Raw genomic sequence first — 19,758 nt, 5'->3', positions numbered from 1 at the left:
GTTGCCCGGTGTCGCCAATGCGCAAGTGTCGTTACGATGGCTTTAGCAAAAAAGCACGGTCGTGCTATTCATAACACTTCACGGAGATTCCATCTTGGCAAATCGTTATCGAATCCTCGCGGCCGCTCTGGCCACGGCCGGCCTGCTGGTCGCTTGCGGCGGCGGCAGCGGCGCCGACACCACCCCCCGCGCCAAGATCACTTCCGTCAAGGTGATGGGCGACAGCCTCTCCGACAGCGGCACCTTCGGCTACAAGTTCACCGTGCAGAACGCCACGCTGACGGGCGCCGGCTCCAACCAGGTCTGGGCCGAGCGCGTGGCGGGCCTGTACAACATCTCCCTGTGCCCGCGCTTCAACGGCACGGCCTTCACGCCCAACACCTCGTGCAACAACTACGCCGTGGGCGGCGGCCGCATCAACTACACCAGCGCGCCCACGGCGCCCATCTCCATCACGCAGCAGATCCTGCTGGCCGGCGCGGCAGGCTTCACGGCCGATGACCTGGCGGTGATCGACGGCGGCGCCAATGACGCGGCCGATGTGATCGGCGCCTTCCTGGCCGCCTCCAGGGACCAGGGCGCCAACTTCAAGGCGCTGCTGTCCACCAAGATCGACGCGGCCACGCTGGGCGCGCTGCTGCAGCAGGGCCAGACCGGCATGGCCCAGGCCGGTGGCCTGTACATGCAGAACCTGGCCAAGGGCTTTGTCTCCAGCATCCAGACCAATGTGCTGGGCAAGGGCGCCACGCGCGTGGCCATCCTCAACGTGCCCGCCATCACGCTGACGCCGCGCTTCCAGCTGGTGCTGCAGTCCGTGGCCCAGCAGCAGGGCTCGGCCGCCGCCGCGCAGCTGGAGACCGTGTTCGACGGCTGGGTCAAGGCCTTCAACCAGCAGGTCGCGGCCGGTTTCACGGGCGAGAGCCGCGTGGCCATCATCGATTTCTACAGCGAGTTCCGCCAGCAGATGGCCGACCCCGCCCAGTACGCCTACACCAACGTGAAAAAGGCGGCCTGCCCGGCCACCGGCGTGGGCGCCGACGGCCTGCCCACCTACAGCTTCCCGACCTGCACCGAGGCCGCGCTGTCCGCCTCCATTCCCGTGGGCGAGACCAGCGCCAACTGGTGGAAGAGCTATGCCTTTGCCGACAGCTTCCACCCCACGCCCTATGGCCACCAGCAGATGAGCCAGCTGGCCTCCCGCACCCTGGCCCGCGCCGGCTGGCTGTGATAGCAGACACGCAGCACGAGGAGACACATCCATGAAGACATTCCTGCGTATCACCGCCGCCGTGGCGATGGCCACGGCCTGCATGGCCGCCACCGCCCAGTCCGCCGGCACCTGGAGCGTGCGCCTGGGCGCCACGCGCATCGATCCCCAGACCAGCAGCGGCTGGCTGAGCACGCCCAGCTTCCCCGACACCCGCGTGGACGTGAAGGCCAACAGCCAGCTCACGGGCGGCGTGACCTACATGGTCACCAACAACTGGGCCATCGACGTGCCCATGGGCCTGCCGTTCAAGCACGACTTCGTGGGCGATGGCGCCATCTCTGGCACGGGCAAGCTCGGCCGCACCAAGGTGCTGCCCGCCACCGTGTTCGCGCAGTACCGCTTCGGCGAGGCCAACTCCGCCTTCCGCCCCTACCTGGGCCTGGGCGTGACCTATGCCAAGTTCTTCGGCGAGCGCACCACGGCCTCCCTCAACGGCCTGACCGGCGGCACGCTGGCCAACCCCACCACGGCCTCGGTGGACAGCAAGTGGGGCCTGACGCCCCAGATCGGCTTCGTCTACAACTTCAACGAGCGCTGGTTCCTGGACGTGGCCTACTACAAGAGCTTCCTGAAGACCACGGCACACCTGTCCTCGGGCCAGAGCGTGTCGCTCAAGCTGAACCCGAACGTCTACGCCATCGGCATCGGATACCGCTTCTGACAGGTCGCAGTCCCCAAAGAAAAACCAGCCCGCGGGCTGGTTTTTTCATGGAGCGGGCCTGCGCCTACTTGGCCGTGGGCATCACGAATTCCGCGCCCTTGGGCGTGCTCTCGGGCCAGCGCTGCATGATGCTCTTTTGGCGGGTATAGAAGCGCACGCCTTCCTCGCCGTAGGCATGCATGTCGCCGAACAGGCTGCGCTTCCAGCCGCCGAAGCCGTGCCAGGCCATGGGAACGGGAATCGGCACGTTGATGCCGACCATGCCGACCTCGATGCGGCGGCCGAACTCGCGCGCCACATTGCCGTCGCGCGTGAAGCAGGCCACGCCGTTGCCGAACTCATGGTCGTTGACCAGCTGCACGGCCTCGGCGAAGTCCTTGGCGCGCACCACGGCCAGCACGGGGCCGAAGATCTCTTCCTTGTAGATGCGCATGTCGGGCGTGACATGGTCGAACAGCGTGCCGCCCAGCCAGAAGCCGCCCGAGGTGTCGGTGCCCGTGGCGGCGCCGGCCGCCTTGCCGTCGAAGCCCCGGCCATCGACCAGCAGCTGCGCGCCTTCCTTGACGCCCAGGTCGATGTAGCCGCTGATGCGCTCGTGCGCGGCGCGGGTCACGATGGGGCCCATTTCCGCAGCCAGGTCCTCGCCGTCCAGCACCTTCAGCGCCTTGGTGCGCTCGATCAGGCGCGGCAGCAGCTGGTCGGCCACATCGCCCACCAGCACGGCCACGCTGATGGCCATGCAGCGCTCGCCGGCCGAGCCGTAGCCGGCGCCGATCAGTGCGTCCACGGCCTGCTCGATATCGGCGTCGGGCATGACCACCATGTGGTTCTTGGCGCCGCCCAGGGCCTGCACGCGCTTGCCGTGGCGCGCGCCCGTCTCATAGATGTAGTTGGCAATGGGCGTGGAGCCGACAAAGCTCACGGCCTTCACCTGGGGATGCTCGATCAGCGCATCCACGGCTTCCTTGTCGCCCTGGACCACGTTGAACACGCCGTCGGGCAGGCCGGCCTGCTTGAGCAGGTCGGCGATCAGCAGCGAGGGCGTGGGATCGATGGGGCTGGGCTTGAGCACGAAGGTGTTGCCCGCCGCAATGGCCACCGGGAACATCCACATCGGCACCATCACGGGGAAGTTGAACGGCGTCACGCCCGCCACCACGCCCAGCGGCTGGCGCAGCGTCCAGTTGTCGATGCCGGTGGAGACCTGATCGGTGAAATCGCCCTTGAGCAGTTGCGGGATGCCGCAGGCGAACTCCACGATGTCGATGCCGCGGCTGACCTCGCCCTGCGCATCGGTGAAGACCTTGCCGTGCTCGGCCGTGATGGCGTGGGCCAGTTCGTCCTTGTGCCGGTTGAGCAGCTCGAGGAAGCGAAACATCACGCGCGCCCGGCGCAGCGGCGGCGTGTCGGCCCACTTGGGGAAGGCCGCCTGGGCGGCCGCCACGGCGGCATCGACATCGGCGCGCGAGGCCAGGGCCACGCGGCCCGTGACCTGGCCGGTGGCCGGGTTGGTCACGTCCTGCTCGCGGCCGCTGGCACCTGCCGTGCGCTGGCCGTTGACGTAATGGACGATGGAAGCGAAGGAGGTGTTTGCGGTGTTCATGCCAGCCAGTCTAGGAGTGCGCCTTCGGCCTGCCTAGGCGCTGCGCTTGAATTGATTGTTCATTTTGCTGAACAATCCCTGCATGGCAAATGAAAAAACCGATGCCAAGGCCGAGGCCTTGTGGAGCCACCTGCACTGGCTGGTCGTGCTGGAGCAGCAAGGCAGCTTCACCTCGGCCGCCGCGCGCCTGGGCGTGAGCAAGGCGGCCATGAGCCAGCGCGTGGCCGAGCTGGAGCGCGCGGCCGGCGTGGCCCTGGTCACACGCACCACGCGCAGCGTGCGCCTGACCGAAGCGGGGCAGCGCCTGGTGGACGAGACGCGCGGTGCCTTCGAGCACATCGCCGACAGCTTTGCGGGCGTGCGCGACCTGGCGGCCGAGCCGCGCGGCCTGCTGCGCGTGACCGCGCCCGTGGCCTTCTCGCGCCAGCAGCTCATGCCCCGGCTGCCGGCCTTCCTGCGTGCCCATCCGCAGATCCGGCTGGAGCTGGACCTGTCTGACCACCTGCGCTCGCTGGCGATGGAGGGCTTCGACATCGCCGTGCGCCATGCCTCCACCCCGCCCGAAACCCATGTGGCCTGGGCGCTGGCGCCAACGCGCTCGCTGCTGGTGGCCAGCACGGACTACCTGGCCGCGCACGGTACCCCGGCCACCCCGCAGGACCTGGCCGCGCACCAGTGCCTGCACTACCCGCGCACCCAGGACGCCATGGCCTGGAGCTTCGTGCCCGCCGATGCCGGTGCGGACGCCGGTGCAGACGCCAGTGCAGACGCAGTACGCACCGTCGTGCCCGTGGCCGGCGGCTTTGCCGCCAACAACAGCGAAATGCTGCGCGACGCCGCCATGGCAGGCCTGGGCATCGCCCTGGTGCCTGACTTCAGCGCCCAGTCGGGCCTGGCCTCCGGCCATCTGCGCGAGGTGCTGCCCGGCTGGCGGCCCGTTGATGCCTTCGGCGAACACCTGTTCGCGATACGCCCCTACGCCAGCCACGTGCCGCGCGCGGTGGCGGTGTTCGTGGAGTTCCTGCGGGCGTCGTTTGCGGCGGGGTTCATTCGGTGAGGGCGAGCCCTCAGGCCTTGATCCCCAGCTTGTCCACCAGCTGCTTGAACACCGCGTTGTCGCGGTCGATCACGGCCTTGAATTCGGGCTGGTCCAGGTAGCCCTCGCCCATGTTCTGCTTGGCCATGGTTTCGCGCAGGGCGGGGTCCTTGAGGGTCAGGGCCATGGCCTTGCGCAGGGTCTGGACCACGGCGTCGGGCGTGTTGCGGGGCACGGCCAGGCCGCGCCAGCCGCCGATGAGCAGGTCGATGCCGCGCTCCTTGAGCGTGGGCACGGCTTCCCAGCCGGCCTGTATGCGCTGCTCGGCCATGATGGCCAGCGGGCGGATCTTGCCGGCCGCCACATAGGTGGCCACCTCCACGGGCGTGACGGCCACGGCCTCGATGTGGCCGCCCAGCAGGTCGAGCACGGCAGGGTTGGCGCCGCGGTAGGGCGCGTGGTTGAACTTCACGCCCGCCTTGTCCTGCAGCGCGGCGGCGGCCAGGTGGCCCAGCGAGCCCGGGCCGGCGTTGCCGATGCGCACCGCGGCCTCGTCCTTGCGCGCGGCGGCGATCAGTTCCTCGATGCTGCGATAGGGCGAGTCGGCACGCACGGCGATGGTGGCGGGGTCGGCGTTCAGGCGGGCCACGGGCAGCAGGGCGTCGGAGCTGATCTTGGTCAGCCCCATGTGCGGGATCATGGTCAGCTCTACGGTGATGATGCCGATCTTGTAGCCGTCCGGCCGGGCATTGGCCAGCTCGGTCCAGCCCACGGCGCCGCTGGCGCCTGCGCGGTTGAGCACGATCAGGTCCTGCGGCAGGTGCTTGCGCGCCACCTCGGCCAGCGCGCGTGCCAGCACGTCGGTGCCGCCGCCAGCGGCAAAGGGCACGATGAGTTCAATGGGGCGCTGGGGCCAGGCGCCGGCCGGTGCCTGCGCCATGGCGGGCAGGACCGGCGTTGCGGCCAGGGCGGCCAGCGAGTGGATGAATTGGCGGCGGGATGCGAGGGTCATGGCTTGTCTCCGGGATCTTTTTTATGTGGCGATGTCTGCGCTTCAATCCATTTTGATGTTGGCGGCCTTGATCACGCCGCTCCACAGCGCCTGTTCCGAGCGCACGAAGCCTGCGAACTGCTGCGGCGTCATCTCCATGGGCTGTATGCCGATCTCTTCGAGCTTGGCACGCGTTTCGGGGTGGCGCAGGGCGGTGGCCAGGCTTTTGTTCAGGCGCTCGGTGAGCGCGGGGCTCAGGTGGGCGGGGCCGACGAAACCCTGCCAGGCATAGGCTTCGAAACCGGGCACGCCGGCCTCGGCCATGGTGGGTACGTCGGGCAGGATGGGCAGGCGCTGGGGCGTGGCCACGGCCAGCACGCGCAGCTTGCCCGCGCGGATGGCCGAGATGCTGGGCGGCAGGTCCACGAACATGGACTGGATCTGGCCGGCCATGAGGTCCTGCAGCGCCGGGGCCGAGCCCTTGTAGGCCACGTGCAGGATCTGGGTGCCCGTGCGCTGCTTGAACAGCTCCAGCGCCACGTGCAGCGGCGAGCCCGGGCCCGACGAGGCCGAGGAGATGCCGCCCGGCTCCTTGCGCGCCATCGCCAGGAATTCCTGCACGTTCTTCGCAGGGAAGGACGGATGCACGGCCAGCACCAGCGGCATGCGGCCCAGGCCGCCGATGTAGCTGAAGTCCTTGCCCGCGTCATAGCTCAGGCGCGCATACATGGCGGGGTTGAAGGCCAGCGTGCCCGAGTCGGCCGTGCCCAGCGTGTAGCCATCGGCCGGGGCGCGTGCGATCAGCGTGGCGCCGATGATACTGGCCGCGCCGGGACGGTTGTCCACCACCACGGGCTGGCCCAGGTCCTTGCCCATCTGCACGGCCAGCTGGCGCGCGATCACGTCGGTGGTGCCGCCCGGTGCGTAGGGCACCACCCATTTGACGGGCTGGGTGGGCCAGGCTGGCGCACTCTGGGAGGACGGGGCTGGGGCGGATTGCGCCTGGGCGGTGCCCATGCCCAGCGTCAGCAGGGCGCAGGAAAGCCAGGCCTGGCGGTGCAGGGCCATTGGGTTGAACAGCATTTTTTGTCTCCGGTGGTTTTTATGGGTGTCTGTTGCGCCGTGCGTCAGCGCGGCCGCAGCATCCATTCGTGCGCGGGGTCGTTGCGGAAGGCCCAGCGCCGCTCGGGCCCGGCCATGGTGTTGAGGTAGTAGAGGTCGTAGCCGTGCGGGGCCACGCAGGGGTGGTAGCCGCGCGGCACCATCACGGTGTCGCGGTGCTCCACGGCCATGGCCTGGTCGATGCTGCGGTCATCGGTGTAGACGCGCTGGAAGGCAAAGCCCTGGCTGGGGTTGAGCAGGTGGAAGTAGGTTTCCTCCAGCACGGTCTCGGCGTCCGGCGCGGCGGGGTCGGCGCTGTCGTGCTTGTGCGGCGGATAGCTGGACGAGTTGCCTGCGGGCGTGATGACCTCGACCACCAGCAGGGACTCGGCTGCCTCGGTCTCGGGCAGGATGTCGCAGACATGGCGCGTGTTGCTGCCCTGGCCGCGCACGCTGCGGCGCATGCTTTCGGGCGCGATCACGCGCGTGGCATGGCGGCCCGTGGCGGGTGCGGCGCTCAAGGCAATGTCGGCCGGGCCGCGCGCCGTGATGCGCAGGCTTTGGCCGGGCGGCACGTAGACGGCCGTGGGCGCACTCTCCTCGAACACGCTGGAGCGGCTGCCCAGGGCGCTGAACGCCTGGCTGCCGACCTGCACGTCCACCTGGCCGGTGAGCACGGTGATGCAGTATTCAAGCGGGCCGGTGGACAGCGCCTCCACCTCGCCCGCCTGCAGCCTCAGGGCCTTGAAGTGGATGTGCTTCCAACCCGCGCTGGCGGGCGTGATGTCGGTGACGACGCGGCCGGGCGCGGCCTTGACGAGAAGGCTCATTGGGAGACCTTCGCCCTCACGGGCTGCGGTGCGAGCCCCCTTCGGAGCGGCCGGGCGGGGGCTCATGCCGCAGCTCCTTCGGTGATGTCCTGGCGCGCGGCCACGCGGCTGGCATCCCAGCCCGCGATCAGCGCGCGGAAGTTGGCGGCGACGGCATCGCGCAGCGCGGCGTCGTCCAGCTCGTTGCGCAGCCACTGCAGCGCGGGTCCGGCCCAGACGCTGCGGCCGATCATGAAACCCTTGACCACGGGCGCCCGCGCCTGGGCAAAGCCCTGCACCAGTTGCTCCACGGGCTGGGACAGCCCCAGGATCACGGCGCCCCGGCACCAGGGATCGCGTTCGTTCACCAGGGCGTCCAGTGCCTCCCAGTTCTCGCGCGCCATGGTGCCGACCTTCCACCATTCGGGCTTGAGGCCCAGGTCGTAGAAATGGCGTATGGCGCGCAGCACGGCCTCGCCCCGGTCGTCGGGCGCCAGCGTGTCCTTTGGCGGGATGACTTCCAGCAGCAGCTCATGGCCGCTGGCGCGCGTGGCGGTCCAGACCTGCTGCAGCCAGGCATCCTGCTCGGCGCGCAGTGCAGGCGTGTCGTCGGGGTGGTAGAACACCAGGCATTTGACGGTATGGCTTTGCGGCCAGTGCAGCAGCTCGGAAGCCAGCGAGTCCGTGCCGTCAAAGCGCAGCGGGCGCGAGCCCGGCAGCTCGATGGGCCGGCCTATCCACCAGCCGCGTCCCGTGGCGTCGTGCAGCGCGGCCTCGCCCAGGTGATGGCGGCCGTCGATCAGCACGCCCATGCGGCCCGCGTTGCCCGGATCGCGCTCGACCTGGGCGACCACCTCGTTGATCAGCCGCTTGAGCGGGCGCAGCCGCGCGGGCGCTGCGCCGGCCTCGCGCGCCAGATCGTCGAACTGGCTGCGGTGGTCATAGGCCAGCACGCACAGCGCGGGCCACTGCGGCCGCGCGCGGCTGACGCGGTGCAGGTGGGACAGCTCGGGGTCCTGGTCGGGACGCGGATGGCGGTGGCCCGAGAACCAGTGCGCCAGCTCGGCCTGCGTGGGCATGGCCGGCGCGCAGCCATGGCGCGAGACCACGATGGCGCCGCAGGCGTTGGCAATCGCCGCAGATTCCTCCAGGCTCTTGCCGCGCAGCAGCCCGGACAGCAGGCCCGAGGCAAAGGCATCGCCCGCGCCCAGCACATTGAGCACCTCCACGCGCTCGCCCAGCACCGTGGGCGCATCGGCGATCGCATCGGGCACCTCGCCCTCGATCAGCGAGCAGCCCAGCGGCCCGCGCTTGACCACGAAGACGGCGCGACTGCATTCGCGTACGCGGCGCAGGCTGGCGATCAGGTCGCCCTCCACGCCGCCGGCGATCAGCCATTCCTCTTCGGTGCCGATGATGAGTTCGAACTGGCCCAGCTCGGCCTGCAGCCTGCGGCTGACCTCGGCGCTGGCCACATAGCGCGTCTCGCCGTCGCCCCGTCCGGCCAGGCCCCACAGCACGGGCCGGTAGTCGATGTCCAGCACGCGCACCAGGCCGTGGCGGCCTGCCATCTCCAGTGCCTTGCGGCTGGCGGCCAGCACGCCGGGTGCGCTCAGGTGGGTGCCCGTGATGGCCAGGCAGCGGCAGCGGGCCAGGAACGCCTCGCTGATGGCCTCGGCGTCCAGGGCCATGTCGGCGCAGTTCTCGCGGGCGAAGAGCAGGGGGAAGGTCTCCTGGTCCTTGATGCCCAGCAGCACCATGCCGGTCAGGCGCTGGGCATCGACCTGCACCTGGCTGGTGTCGCAGCCCTCGCGGCGCAGCGTCTCGACCAGGAAGCGGCCATTTTGTTCATCGCCCACGCGCGAAATCATGGCCGAGCGCAGCCCCAGGCGCGCCGTGCCGAAAGCCATGTTGCCGGAGGAGCCGCCCAGGTACTTGGCAAAGCTGCCGGCCTCCTCCAGGCTGCAGCCGATCTGCTGCGCGTAAAGGTCCACGGCCAGTCGGCCCAGGCAGGCCACGTCCAGCGGCCGGTCGGAGGGAAAGTTCAGCATGCTCATCGTCATAGGCCTGTGCGTTGCGGACACCCGCGTGCGGGCCTGTCCATAATCGTTGCGTGCATACGATCATAGATCGAAATAGAAAAAGTTTTCCATATATATGAAAAATAGAAAAAACCTTGGCGATGCAGGCGCCCCCTCGCTGGCCGGCCCCTACGCCGACCGCGCCGCCTTCCTCACCGTGCTGCGCGAAGGCTTCGAGGCCCTGAGCCGCCAGCTCAAGGCCATCGGCCGCCATGTGGAAATGCAGGGCGATCGCCTGGCCTTCGACGGCATCCAGGCCACGGCCGAGCAATGTGGCGTGCAGCCTTCTGCCGTGGTGCGCTTTGCCAAGCATTTCGGGTTCTCGGGGTACTCGGAACTGCAGGCGCTGTTCCGCGCCGATGCGGCGCGCCAGCTCTCGGCCCAGCATGACTACCAGGACCGCATCCGGGGCCTGATCGCCTCGGGCAACGAGCCTCGCAGCAGCGCGCGCCTGGCGCACGAGGTCATCGAAGGCAGCATCGAAAGCCTGCAGGCCCTGCAGCGCGGCCTGCCGCCCGAGCAGTTCGAGGCGGCGGTGGACCTCATGCTGGATGCTCCCTCGCTGTGGCTGGCCGCCTCGCGCCGCGCCTTCCCCGTGGGCGCCTACCTGGCCTATGCTCTGCAGCACACCGAAAAGCCCGTGCACTGGCTGCACGGCCTGGGCGCCATGCAAAAGGGCGAGCTGCGCGCGCTGGCGCCCGGCGACGTGATGCTGGCCGTCTCCTTCGAGCCCTATGCGCCCGAAACGCTGGAAATGGTGGACGCGGCCCTGGCACGCGGCGCGCGCCTGCTGGCGCTGACCGACAGCCAGCTCAGCCCCCTGGCATCCCGCGCCACCGTCACCCTGCTGGCCCAGGACGCAGCCACTTTCGGCTTTCGCTCCCTGACCAGCACGCTGACCCTGGCGCAGTCGCTGTTCCTGGCGCTGGCCTACCGGATGGAGCTGGCGTACGAGCCTTCCCGCAAGCCTTAGAAGAGGGTGTTGGTGTTATCCGGCCGCCGCCGCGCGCAGCAGCCGGTCGCGCACGCCTTCCCAGTCCGGCGTGTCGGGCGGGGTCTCGATCCAGATCAGCCTGGCGCCGACTTCATCGAAGTCGCGCAGGGCACCGAACAGCTCGCGCGCGGTGGCGGCGGCGTCGGCGGGCATGGCGCGCAGCGTGACGGCGCGCGAGGCGGTGCGCAGCGGTGTGCGGTGGTAGACGGCCAGGTTCCTGGCGTCGGCGCCCAGCACGTCCAGCCCGGCCTGCAGCTGCTTTGCGTCCATGAGGCGCACCTGGGCGTTGGGCGCGTAGTGGGCCAGCAGGGTGCCGGAGGCGCGTGGCGTGTTCTCCTGCAGCTCTTCCTTGGACAGGGGGCGCTGGCCGCAGGCGCGCTCGATATCGTCGCGCGTGATGGCGCCGGGGCGCAGCAGCACGGGCACGCCGCGCGTGCAGTCCACGATGGTCGATTCAATTCCCACTTCGCAGGCGCCGCCGTCCAGCACCAGCAGCGTGTCGCCGAACTCGCCGGCCACATGGGCTGCCGTGGTGGGGCTGACGCGGCCGAACTTGTTGGCGCTGGGCGCCGACACGCCCCAGACGGGCGGCTGCAGCTGCTGGCAGGCGGCCAGCACGGCATGGGCGACGGGGTGGGAGGGGCAGCGCAGGCCCACGCTGTCCTGGCCGCCGGTCGAGGCCCGGGCGGCCTGGGGCAGGCGCGGCAGGATCAGGGTCAGCGGGCCGGGCCAGAAGGCGTCGATCAGCTGCTGTGCGAACAGCGGCACTTCGCGTGCATAGCGCGTGATGGCGCCGCTGTCGGCCACATGCACGATGAGCGGATGGTTGGGCGGCCTGCCCTTGGCGGTGAAGATCTGCGCGACGGCCGCGTCGTTGTCGGCATCGGCCGCGAGGCCGTAGACGGTTTCCGTGGGCAGGCCCAGCAGTTCGCCGCGCTGCAGCGCCTGTGCGGCGGCCTGGACAGAGGCCGCCAACGTTCCATCGAGAATCATCGCGCGGGCCTTCAGAACGGCTCTATACCCAGGATGGCAGCGGCCTGCAGGGCGGTGGAGCGCACAGCCTCGGGCGTGGGTCCGGTGACGTTCAGGTGGCCCATCTTGCGGCCGCGCTTGGCGTCGTGCTTGCCGTACAGGTGCAGGTGGCAGCCGGGCAGGGCCAGGACCTGGTCCCAGGCCGGCGCCTTGGCCTGTTCGCCGTCCTTGAACCACAGGTCGCCCAGCAGGTTCAGCATGATGGACGGGCTGTGCTGGCGCGGCTGCGTCAGCGGCAGGCCGGTCATGCAGCGCACCTGCAGCTCGAACTGCGAGACATCGCAGGCGTTCTGGCTGTAGTGGCCGCTGTTGTGCGGGCGCGGCGCGATCTCGTTGACCACGAGCATGCCGTCCTGCAGCACGAAGAATTCGACGCAGAGCACGCCCACGTAGTCCAGGCCGTCGGCCACGGAACGCGCGGCGGCCAGCGCCTGCTCGACCTGGGCCTGCGGCAGGTTGCCTTCGTAGACCTCGGTGACGGAGAGGATGCCTTCGCGGTGCAGATTGCGCTGCACGGGCAGGTTGACCATGGAGCCGTCACGGCCGCGCGCCACGATGACCGAGCATTCATGGGCCAGCGGCAGCATTTTTTCCAGCACGCAGGCCACGCGGCCCAGTTGCTCCCAGGCGGTGGCCAGCTCGGCGGCGTTCTTCACGCGCACCTGGCCCTTGCCGTCGTAGCCCATGCGGGCGGTCTTGAGGATGCCGGGCAGCAGGCTGGCGTGCACGGCCGCCAGCTGGGCGGGCGTCTCGATCACCGCATAGGGCGCGCAGGGCACGCCGCAGCGCACGAAGTGGGCCTTCTCCTGGGCGCGGTCCTGGGCAATGGCCACGGAGGAGCCGGCCGGCGAGACCGGCCGCTGGGCGGCCAGCAGGTTCAGCGCCGCGGCGGGCACGTTCTCGAATTCGGTGGTGACGGCGGCCGACAGGCGCGCCAGTTCGGCCAGGCCCTGCGGGTCTTCGTAGCCGGTACGGATGTGGTGGTGGCTGACCAGGCCGGCAGGGCTGGTCGGGTCGGCGTCGAGCACGGCCGTGAAATAGCCCATGGCCTGGGCCGATTGCACGAACATGCGGCCCAGTTGGCCGCCACCCAGCACGCCCAGCGTGGCGCCCGGCAGGATCACATCTGCGCTCATACGGCCACCGGGGGAAGCGTCATCGCGCGCGCTGCGGCGGTCTGCTCGGCGCGGAAGGCTTCGAGCCTGGTGCGCAGGGCCGGGTCCTCATTGGCCAGCAGGGCCACGGCGAACAGGGCCGCATTGGCCGCACCGGCCGCGCCGATGGCGAAGGTGGCCACGGGCACGCCCTTGGGCATCTGCACGATGGAGTGCAGCGAGTCCACGCCCTGCAGGTGGCGGCTGGCCACCGGCACGCCGAGCACGGGCACCACGGTCTTGGCGGCGATCATGCCGGGCAGGTGGGCAGCGCCCCCCGCACCCGCGATGATGGCCTTCAGGCCACGGCCTGCGGCGGCCTCGGCGTAGGCAAACATGTCGTCGGGCATGCGGTGGGCCGAGACGACCTGGGCCTCATGGGCGATGCCAAATTGCTGAAGAATGGCAACTGCGTGCTGCATGGTCTCCCAGTCGCTGCTGGAGCCCATGACCACACCGATCTGGATGGAGTTCATGTCGTGAGGGCGCCTGCGGCCCGGCCTAGTGGAACCCGCGATTTTACTTTTTTAGTCCTAATTCGCGTAATCCATGCGCCAAATCACCGCACAGCCGTGTGCTGCTCGCGCGCAAAACCCAGCACGCGCTGGCGAAACACATGGGCCAGCCAGGCCAGGGCCAGCCCCACCTGCACGGCCAGCGACAGCCACATTCCACTGGTGACGGGCTTTGTCAGGCCGGCTGCCAGCGGCTGGGCCAGCACGGCGGCATCGGCCCCGGCCAGGCCAAAGGCCAGCAGCGGCAGCACGATGTTGACCAGCAGCCAGGTGACGGCAAACGCGGCCAGCGGCGACTTGATGCGCCCGGCCAGCAGGGAAAAGCCCGTGGCCAGCGCGGCATCGCGCAGCAACTGCGCCGTGGCCAGCGCCGCCAGTTGGGCCGCGCCCGGCACGAGGGGCTGGCCGCCCGCGGGCCACAGCAGCCACAGCGCGCAGGCCAGCACGGCCAGCAGCCAGCTCACGGGCCACAGCGGCAGCGCTTCGAGCGCGCCACGCCAGCGCCCCTGCAGCACGCACCACTGCACCTGGCGCCAGCTGCGCAGGCCCTCGTCCATGCCGTGCAGGCAGACATAGGCCGTGCCCGCCAGCGCCAGCCCGGTGGTCCAAGCGAAGAAGGAGGCCGGGTCGGGGCCCTGCAACTGCATTGCATCGAGGTGCATGCCTCCGAAGGCCAGGCCCGCCACGCACAGGCCCAGCGGCCAGGCCCAGGGCAGGGTGCGCACATCCAGCCGCGTGCACAGCAGCCGCCACAGGGCCAGCAGGCCCAGCCCCAGCGCGATGGCGCCGAACAGGTAGATGGCGCCGCGCCCGTGCAGCGGCACGGACCACCACAGCACAGGGCGGCCTTCTTCGCGGCCCAGCTGCTCGGTCAACCGGCCCAGGATGGGTCCGGGCAGCACCATCACGAACAGCAGCGGCACCAGCACGAAGCGGATGCGGCGCGCGGGCTGCTCCTTCGGTCCCCAGCCCATGAGCACGGAGTGCATGCTCCAGGCCTGCAGGGCCAGGCCCCACAGCACGGCCTGCAGCACGGCGTGCACGCCCCAGGCCAGCCCGCCCGGCTGGCCCGCCGAGGTGGCCAGCACGGCCAGCGCGCACCACAGCATGTACAGCCAGGCCGCCAGCGGGGCGCCCAGCAGCTTGCCCCAGGCCATCTGCCAGGGCGTGAGGGCCGACAGGCGCTGCCAGTCCCAGGTGTGCTGGTGCGCCTCTTCGTTGAGGCCGCGCCCGGCCAGTACGCTGCCCAGGCCGGCCGCGGCGATCCACATGCCGATCAGGGCGGCGACCAGCAGGGCATGCAGGCGGTCTTCGGGCTGGACCAGGACCATTGGCGTGGCCAGCAGCAAGGCGGTGAGCAGCAGGCTCCAGCCCAGTTGGGCGGGCCGCCAGTTGAGCCAGAGCTGGCGCTGGAATTCGGGGTTGTGCGTCATGGCTGCTCCGCAGGGGTGAGGGGGGCTGCGGCCTGCAGGCCGCGTGCGTAGCGGTCCTGCAGGCGCTCGCGCACAGGCGCCAGGCTGGCCACGGGCAGGCCGGCGCCAACCAGGCGGGCCAGCAGGTCGGCGCGTTCGCGTGGCTGCGTGGGCAGCCACAGCTGCAGATGCACCAGGCCCTGGTCATCGGGTGGCGGCACAGGGGTGTCGGGAAGGACCTGGTGCAGCTGCCGCGCCAGCGACCCGGCCGAGGCACCCGGGGGCGGTGCCAGCTCCAGCGCGTACAGCGCCAGCGGCACATCGCCGCCGGCGGCCGGCGCCTGAATGCCGCCGTGCAGGGCCTCGTGGCTTTCCACGCGGCCGCCGCGCAGGCTCAGGATGTGGGTGCAGTACTCGTCGAGTTCGCTGAGGATGTGGCTGGAGACGATCAGGGTCATGCCCTGGGCCTGCAGCGCCCGCATCAGCTGGGACAGGCTGGCGCGGGCCTCGGGGTCCAGGCCGCTGGCCGGCTCGTCCAGCAGCAGCACGCGCGGCTGGTGGACGATGGCCTGGCCGATGGCCACGCGCTGGCGCTGGCCGCGAGACAGCTCGGTGGGCAGGCGCTCCAGCAGATCGGCCAGGCCCAGTTGCCCGGCCACGTGCGCCACACGCTGCGGCGCCTCGGACGGGGGCACGCCCATGGACAGGGCCGCGTACTGCAGGCAGCGCCGCACGCTCAGGCGGTCATAGAGGCCGAAGAAATCCGACAGATAGCCCAGGTGCCGGTGCACTTCGCGGGGCTGCTCCTGCACGGCAATGCCATGCACCTCGACTTGGCCCGACAGCGGCTGGTCCAGCCCGGCGATGCAGCGCATCAGCGTGGATTTGCCGGCGCCGTTGGGCCCCACCAGGGCCGTGACGGTGCCTGCGGCGATATGGACGCTGACGCCATCGAGCGCGCGGTGGCCGGGGTACTCGAACACCAGCTGCGAAACCTTGATCAAGGCGAGCCCTCCCTCATTGCGTTGATGGCAGGCCGCAATGGCGGCACAGCGCGCCAATATAGCCCAGCGCTGCCGCGCCGCGCCCTCGGCCGGGCGGCTTGAAATGCGCGCAGCCTGCTCCCATCTGCGGTGGCTGCCGCCCATGGCGTTCACGCCCTGGGCCTTGGAATTGCTGGAGAATCACACGGTCCGCATCGGAGGCATTCGGCCGCCGAACTCCGAACCGCCACAGTCCGCGCGCCCTGGCCGCGCGCCTTGCCACAGGGTCTGATCACATGATTGATGTCACCATTGAGAATTTCGAAGCCGAAGTCGTCGCCGCCTCCATGCAGGTGCCGGTGCTCGTCGACTTCTGGGCGCCCTGGTGCGGCCCGTGCAAGACGCTGGGCCCCATCCTGGAAAAGCTCGAAGTGGCCTACGAGGGCCGCTTCAAGCTGGTCAAGATCGACTCCGACCAGGAGCAGCAACTGGCCGGCATGTTCGGCATCCGCTCCATCCCGACCTGCATTCTGATGATGGGCGGCCGCCCCGTGGACGGCTTCATGGGCGCGCAGCCCGAAGGCAAGCTGCGCGAGTTCCTTGACAAGCACCTGCCCTCCGAAGGCGAGCTGGCCGCCGAGGCCGAAGCCGACGAGGCCCACCAGTTGCTGGAAGCCGGCGACACCCAGGCCGCCCTGCAAAAGCTGGCCGACGCCCTGGCCGCCGACCCGGCCAACGACGATGCGCGCTTCGACTACGTGCGCCTGCTGATCGCCACGGGCGGCTACGAAGAGGCCGGCGCCCTGCTGGCCGAGCCGCTCAAGCGCATTCCCCAGGCCACGCGCTTCGAGGCGCTCAACCAGTGGCTGCAGTGCATGCTGTTCGTGCACAACGACGAGCGTGGCAACTGGGAGTTTGCGCAGTTCGACGCCGTCATCGCGCAGAACAAGCGCGACTTCGACACCCGCTTTGGCAAGGCCCGGGCCCTGGCCGCCGAAGGCCAATGGGCAGCCAGCATGGACGAACTGCTGGAAATCATCATGCGCGACAAGGATTGGAACGGCCAGGCTGCGCGCAAGCTCTACGTGGGCATCCTGGAGCTGCTCACGCCCCCGAAGCCCAAGAAGCAGGACGCCATCCCCGGCAAGAGCAGCGGCGGCATCGAGCTGCTGGGCAAGGCTGGCGCCGAGCAGGACGAAGCCACGCAACTGGTCAACAGCTACCGCCGCAAGCTCAGCATGGCGCTGAACTGAGACCGGCGCTGCACGGGTGAAGAGACGGGGGAGCCTTGCGGCTCCCCTTTTTCATGGCGAGGGCTCAGGGTGCAACCGGTTCCTCGGCCGCATGCGCGCGGTGCAGCAACTGCACGAAGCCGGGCGCATCGGGCAGATGCACATCGGCCAAGCGCCTGACCGGAATGCCCGGGGACCACGAATTCATCACCACGGCGCCGGCCAGGGATGGCAGGTCGGCCCGGGTCAGCACGGCCTGGCGCTGCGCCACGCCCAGGCGCTGCAACTGGCGCCGCAGCATGGACTCGGTCGTGCCCGGCAGCACCTGGGCGCGTGGCCAGACCACGGCATCTCCATCCCAGAAAGCCAGGTTCCAGATGGTGGCCTCGCCAATGCGGCCGTGGCGGTCGGCAAAGGCGGCGTCGTCAAAGCCCTGGGCCACGGCGCGGCGCAGCAGATGCGTCTTGGCCACCTCGCCCACATGCTTGAGGTGGGGCAGCATGCGCTCATGCTCGAACAGCGCCAGGCTCAAGGGCCCGGCGGGGCCCGAGGCGGGTGCCGAGGTGCGCACCAGCATGCGCGGCCGCGCATCGGCGGCCGTGAATTCCCCGGCAGGCGAGTACACCGTGGCGGTCAGCGACACATCCTGCGGGCCGTTGGCAAGCGCCGCCCGCAGCTGTGCCTGGACATGGTCATCGGACAAGGCCTGGCCGTACAGCTCCAGCGAGGCCTGGCGCAGGCGCTGCAGATGCAGGTCCAGCCCGCGCAGCCTGCCGCCGCGCACCTGCATGGCCGTGAAATGGGCATGGCCGGCAAAGGCCAGGGCGGCGAGTTCGGCTGCCGTCGCGGGCTGCCCATCGATAAGGCTGGTGAAGAAAGAGGCGGTTTCCATGGGTTCATCCATCAAGTTTTCTTGATTGTTCGATGGCGATCCCAAAAGAGGAAGCAAGTAGTATTCGGGGCTTCATCAAGAAAAATTTGAAGATCCATGCGCCAGCTTCCACCCGGCACGCGCGCCCTGCGCAGCTTCGAGGCTGCAGGGCGCCACCTGAACTTCACGCGCGCGGCCGACGAACTGGGGCTGACCCCGGCGGCGGTCAGCCACCAGATCAAGGAGATGGAGGAACAGCTGGGCCTCGTCCTCTTCACGCGCAACAGCCGCAGCATGCAGCTCACGCCCGCAGGTAGCGTGCTGCTGGAGGCCACGGCCGAGGCGCTGGGCCTGCTGCGGCGCGCCACCGGCCGGGCGCGCCAGCTGGCCCGGGGCGAAACGCGGCTGCGCCTGTCGCTGGGCGCGCGCTTTGCCACGCAGTGGCTGCTGCCCCGGCTGCCGCGCTTTCGCGCTGCGCATCCGCAGATCGAACTGAGCTTCGACATCTGCGACGAGGTGCGCGACTTCGACGCCGATGACATCGACGCCGCCATCCGCTTCGGCACCGGCCGTGATCCGCACACCCTGGCGGTGCGCCTGTTCGATGCCAGGGTGATCCCCGTCTGCAGCCCGGCGCTGCTGCAGTCCGGCCCGCCGCTGGCCCGGCCCGTTGACCTGCTGGCGCACACGCTGTGCCATGTCGATTGCCGGGTGGACGGCCAGGTCTGGCCGAACTGGCCGATGTGGATGGCGGCGGCCGGCGTGGAGGGCCTGGACGCAGGCCGCTGCATCGCCTTCACCGACTCCAGCCACGTCGTGCAGGCCGTGCTGGACGGCGGCGCCGTGGGCCTGGTCGAGCAGGACCTGGTGGCCGAAGACCTGGCCCGTGGCCGCCTGGTGCGCCTGTTCGACATCGCTGTGGGCCTGGGCCCGGCCTACGCCTACCACCTGCTTTACCCCCAACGCAGCCAGGGCCAGCCGGCCATCGAGGCGCTGCGTGCGTGGGTGCTGCAGGAGGCCGGGCTGTAGCGCCTACTGCCGTACGGGATCGGCAAATCGCATCAACCCGCGCACCACGGCCTGCACGGCCGGGTCTTGTTGCGCGGCGCTGCGGCAGGCCAGGCCCAGCGGGCGTGTCAGGGCGGGGCTGAGTCCGCGCTGCTGCAGCGTGCGGCTGACGGCGTCCATGGGCTCCTCGCGCGGCAGGACCGTGGGGCCGTGGCCTGCTGCGACCAGGGCGCGTATGCCTTCGGGAAAGCTCATTTCCATGCGTGGCTGCGGCAGCAGGCCCGCCTGGGCGAACCATTGGGACAGCAGGCGGTGCATCTGGGTGCCGGCGGCAAAGCCTATCCAGGGCTGGGCGTTGAGCCATTCCGGCGTGATCTGGTCGGGCAGCGGCATCTGTGGCGGGGCAAACAGCTCCATGGGGTCGTTGCGCCAGGCGCGCATTTCAAGGCCTGAAGGCACGGGCTGGGGCAGCCCGACCAGGGCCAGGTCCAGGTGGCCAGTCGCCAGGCGCTGCATGGCCTGGGCGGAACTCACGACTTCCAGGCGCAGTTCCACGCCGGGCGCGTGCTCGGCCAGCCATTGCAGCAGTTCGGGCAGAAGCAGGGGGCTGACGCCGGCTGAGGCGCCTATGCGCACGCTGGCGCCAAAGCCCTCGGCACGCTTTCGCACCTGGCGCAGCAGGGATTCGCTGTCGGCCAGCAGGCGGCGTCCGCCTTCGGCCAGCAGAGCGCCTGCGGGCGTCAGCTGCGCCTGGCGCTTGCCGCGCACCAGCAGCGGTGTGTCCAGGCGCGCTTCCAGCTCCTGGATGTGCAGGCTGACGGCGGGCGGCGACAGGTGAAGGGCCTGCGCGGCGGCAGCCAGCGTGCCCAGGTCGGCCACGGCCACCAGGGTCTGGAGCTGGTCAAGATTCAGGCGTCGCATCAGGTTTCCTGAAAATGATGTTCCGAAGATTCGACTTTATCTAATCTGGGTGCGAATCCATCATCCCGTCCCGTATCAAGAACG

General features: G+C 69.8%; 18 protein-coding genes. 6 read left to right on the top strand and 12 right to left on the bottom strand.

All coding sequences use genetic code 11. From position 1 onward, the window contains the following. Nucleotides 1-94 precede the first annotated feature (94 nt). A complete protein-coding gene (locus AC57B5_RS17100) occupies nucleotides 95-1,228 on the top strand; it encodes an SGNH/GDSL hydrolase family protein (protein ID WP_496399980.1) in 1,134 nt (377 codons plus the stop codon). A gap of 31 nt (nucleotides 1,229-1,259) precedes the next feature. After that, nucleotides 1,260-1,931 (top strand): OmpW/AlkL family protein, encoded by a 672-nt coding sequence (locus AC57B5_RS17095; protein ID WP_013804492.1) that lies wholly within the window; start codon nucleotides 1,260-1,262, stop codon nucleotides 1,929-1,931. A gap of 64 nt (nucleotides 1,932-1,995) precedes the next feature. Here the strand turns inward: AC57B5_RS17095 and AC57B5_RS17090 are convergent, their stop codons facing one another. Next, nucleotides 1,996-3,534: a CoA-acylating methylmalonate-semialdehyde dehydrogenase gene (locus tag AC57B5_RS17090; protein ID WP_496399979.1), complete on the bottom strand. Its 1,539-nt coding sequence runs from the start codon at nucleotides 3,532-3,534 to the stop codon at nucleotides 1,996-1,998. A gap of 82 nt (nucleotides 3,535-3,616) precedes the next feature. On the opposite strand from AC57B5_RS17090, the gene AC57B5_RS17085 reads away from it, so the two are divergent. Next, nucleotides 3,617-4,591 carry a LysR family transcriptional regulator gene (locus AC57B5_RS17085; protein WP_496399978.1) on the top strand — a complete coding sequence of 325 codons (975 nt, stop codon included), beginning with the start codon at nucleotides 3,617-3,619 and terminating at the stop codon, nucleotides 4,589-4,591. Nucleotides 4,592-4,601: 10 nt separating this feature from the next. Here AC57B5_RS17085 and AC57B5_RS17080 read toward each other — a convergent pair whose 3' ends face one another. From AC57B5_RS17080 to AC57B5_RS17065, 4 genes are all read right to left on the bottom strand, one after another. Then, nucleotides 4,602-5,582: a Bug family tripartite tricarboxylate transporter substrate binding protein gene (locus tag AC57B5_RS17080; RefSeq protein WP_183017304.1), complete on the bottom strand. Its 981-nt coding sequence runs from the start codon at nucleotides 5,580-5,582 to the stop codon at nucleotides 4,602-4,604. A 42-nt stretch (nucleotides 5,583-5,624) separates the two neighbouring features. Continuing rightward, a complete protein-coding gene (locus tag AC57B5_RS17075; RefSeq protein ID WP_012202915.1) occupies nucleotides 5,625-6,644 on the bottom strand; it encodes a Bug family tripartite tricarboxylate transporter substrate binding protein in 1,020 nt (339 codons plus the stop codon). A 44-nt stretch (nucleotides 6,645-6,688) separates the two neighbouring features. Next, complete coding sequence (iolB, locus tag AC57B5_RS17070) at nucleotides 6,689-7,492, bottom strand: 5-deoxy-glucuronate isomerase (protein WP_496399977.1); 804 nt, start codon at nucleotides 7,490-7,492, stop codon at nucleotides 6,689-6,691. A gap of 62 nt (nucleotides 7,493-7,554) precedes the next feature. Continuing rightward, a complete protein-coding gene (locus AC57B5_RS17065; RefSeq protein ID WP_496399976.1) occupies nucleotides 7,555-9,528 on the bottom strand; it encodes a bifunctional 5-dehydro-2-deoxygluconokinase/5-dehydro-2-deoxyphosphogluconate aldolase in 1,974 nt (657 codons plus the stop codon). A 100-nt stretch (nucleotides 9,529-9,628) separates the two neighbouring features. Here AC57B5_RS17065 and AC57B5_RS17060 point away from each other — a divergent pair, with 100 nt between their 5' ends. Further along, nucleotides 9,629-10,525: a MurR/RpiR family transcriptional regulator gene (locus AC57B5_RS17060; protein WP_496399975.1), complete on the top strand. Its 897-nt coding sequence runs from the start codon at nucleotides 9,629-9,631 to the stop codon at nucleotides 10,523-10,525. A gap of 15 nt (nucleotides 10,526-10,540) precedes the next feature. Here AC57B5_RS17060 and AC57B5_RS17055 read toward each other — a convergent pair whose 3' ends face one another. The 5 genes from AC57B5_RS17055 to AC57B5_RS17035 all read right to left on the bottom strand — a co-directional run bounded on the left by AC57B5_RS17055 (nucleotide 10,541) and on the right by AC57B5_RS17035 (nucleotide 15,663). Continuing rightward, entirely contained in the window at nucleotides 10,541-11,539 is a 999-nt protein-coding gene (locus AC57B5_RS17055) for an L-threonylcarbamoyladenylate synthase (protein ID WP_034389903.1), read from the bottom strand. Nucleotides 11,540-11,550: 11 nt separating this feature from the next. Then, entirely contained in the window at nucleotides 11,551-12,714 is a 1,164-nt protein-coding gene (locus AC57B5_RS17050; RefSeq protein ID WP_047470698.1) for a 5-(carboxyamino)imidazole ribonucleotide synthase, read from the bottom strand. Next, the gene (gene purE, locus AC57B5_RS17045; RefSeq protein ID WP_012202922.1) at nucleotides 12,711-13,208 is read right to left on the bottom strand and encodes a 5-(carboxyamino)imidazole ribonucleotide mutase; all 498 of its coding nucleotides are present in this window, start codon (nucleotides 13,206-13,208) and stop codon (nucleotides 12,711-12,713) included. Before purE ends, AC57B5_RS17050 begins: the two co-directional genes overlap by 4 nt. 83 nt (nucleotides 13,209-13,291) lie before the next feature. Further along, nucleotides 13,292-14,680: a hypothetical protein gene (locus AC57B5_RS17040; RefSeq protein WP_496399974.1), complete on the bottom strand. Its 1,389-nt coding sequence runs from the start codon at nucleotides 14,678-14,680 to the stop codon at nucleotides 13,292-13,294. Next, nucleotides 14,677-15,663: an ABC transporter ATP-binding protein gene (locus tag AC57B5_RS17035; RefSeq protein ID WP_496399973.1), complete on the bottom strand. Its 987-nt coding sequence runs from the start codon at nucleotides 15,661-15,663 to the stop codon at nucleotides 14,677-14,679. The genes AC57B5_RS17040 and AC57B5_RS17035 overlap by 4 nt, the downstream gene beginning before the upstream one ends. Before the next feature lie 275 nt (nucleotides 15,664-15,938). On the opposite strand from AC57B5_RS17035, the gene trxA reads away from it, so the two are divergent. After that, nucleotides 15,939-16,895: a thioredoxin gene (gene trxA / locus AC57B5_RS17030; RefSeq protein ID WP_012202925.1), complete on the top strand. Its 957-nt coding sequence runs from the start codon at nucleotides 15,939-15,941 to the stop codon at nucleotides 16,893-16,895. A 64-nt stretch (nucleotides 16,896-16,959) separates the two neighbouring features. Here the strand turns inward: trxA and AC57B5_RS17025 are convergent, their stop codons facing one another. Beyond that, on the bottom strand, nucleotides 16,960-17,766 hold the full coding sequence (locus AC57B5_RS17025) for an aminotransferase class IV family protein (protein WP_013804480.1): 807 nt from the start codon (nucleotides 17,764-17,766) through the stop codon (nucleotides 16,960-16,962). A 96-nt stretch (nucleotides 17,767-17,862) separates the two neighbouring features. Between AC57B5_RS17025 and AC57B5_RS17020 the strand changes: the two genes are divergently transcribed. Continuing rightward, nucleotides 17,863-18,774 (top strand): LysR substrate-binding domain-containing protein, encoded by a 912-nt coding sequence (locus AC57B5_RS17020; protein WP_279210770.1) that lies wholly within the window; start codon nucleotides 17,863-17,865, stop codon nucleotides 18,772-18,774. Between the two features lie 3 nt (nucleotides 18,775-18,777). Here AC57B5_RS17020 and AC57B5_RS17015 read toward each other — a convergent pair whose 3' ends face one another. After that, complete coding sequence (locus tag AC57B5_RS17015) at nucleotides 18,778-19,674, bottom strand: LysR family transcriptional regulator (RefSeq protein ID WP_065345957.1); 897 nt, start codon at nucleotides 19,672-19,674, stop codon at nucleotides 18,778-18,780. Nucleotides 19,675-19,758: the final 84 nt, after the last annotated feature.

This window comes from Delftia sp. BGA-UO-ETr-SB1 (genome assembly GCF_059567865.1).
Note: the sequence above shows the minus strand (reverse complement) of the source record. Positions and strands in the feature narration are given on the sequence as shown.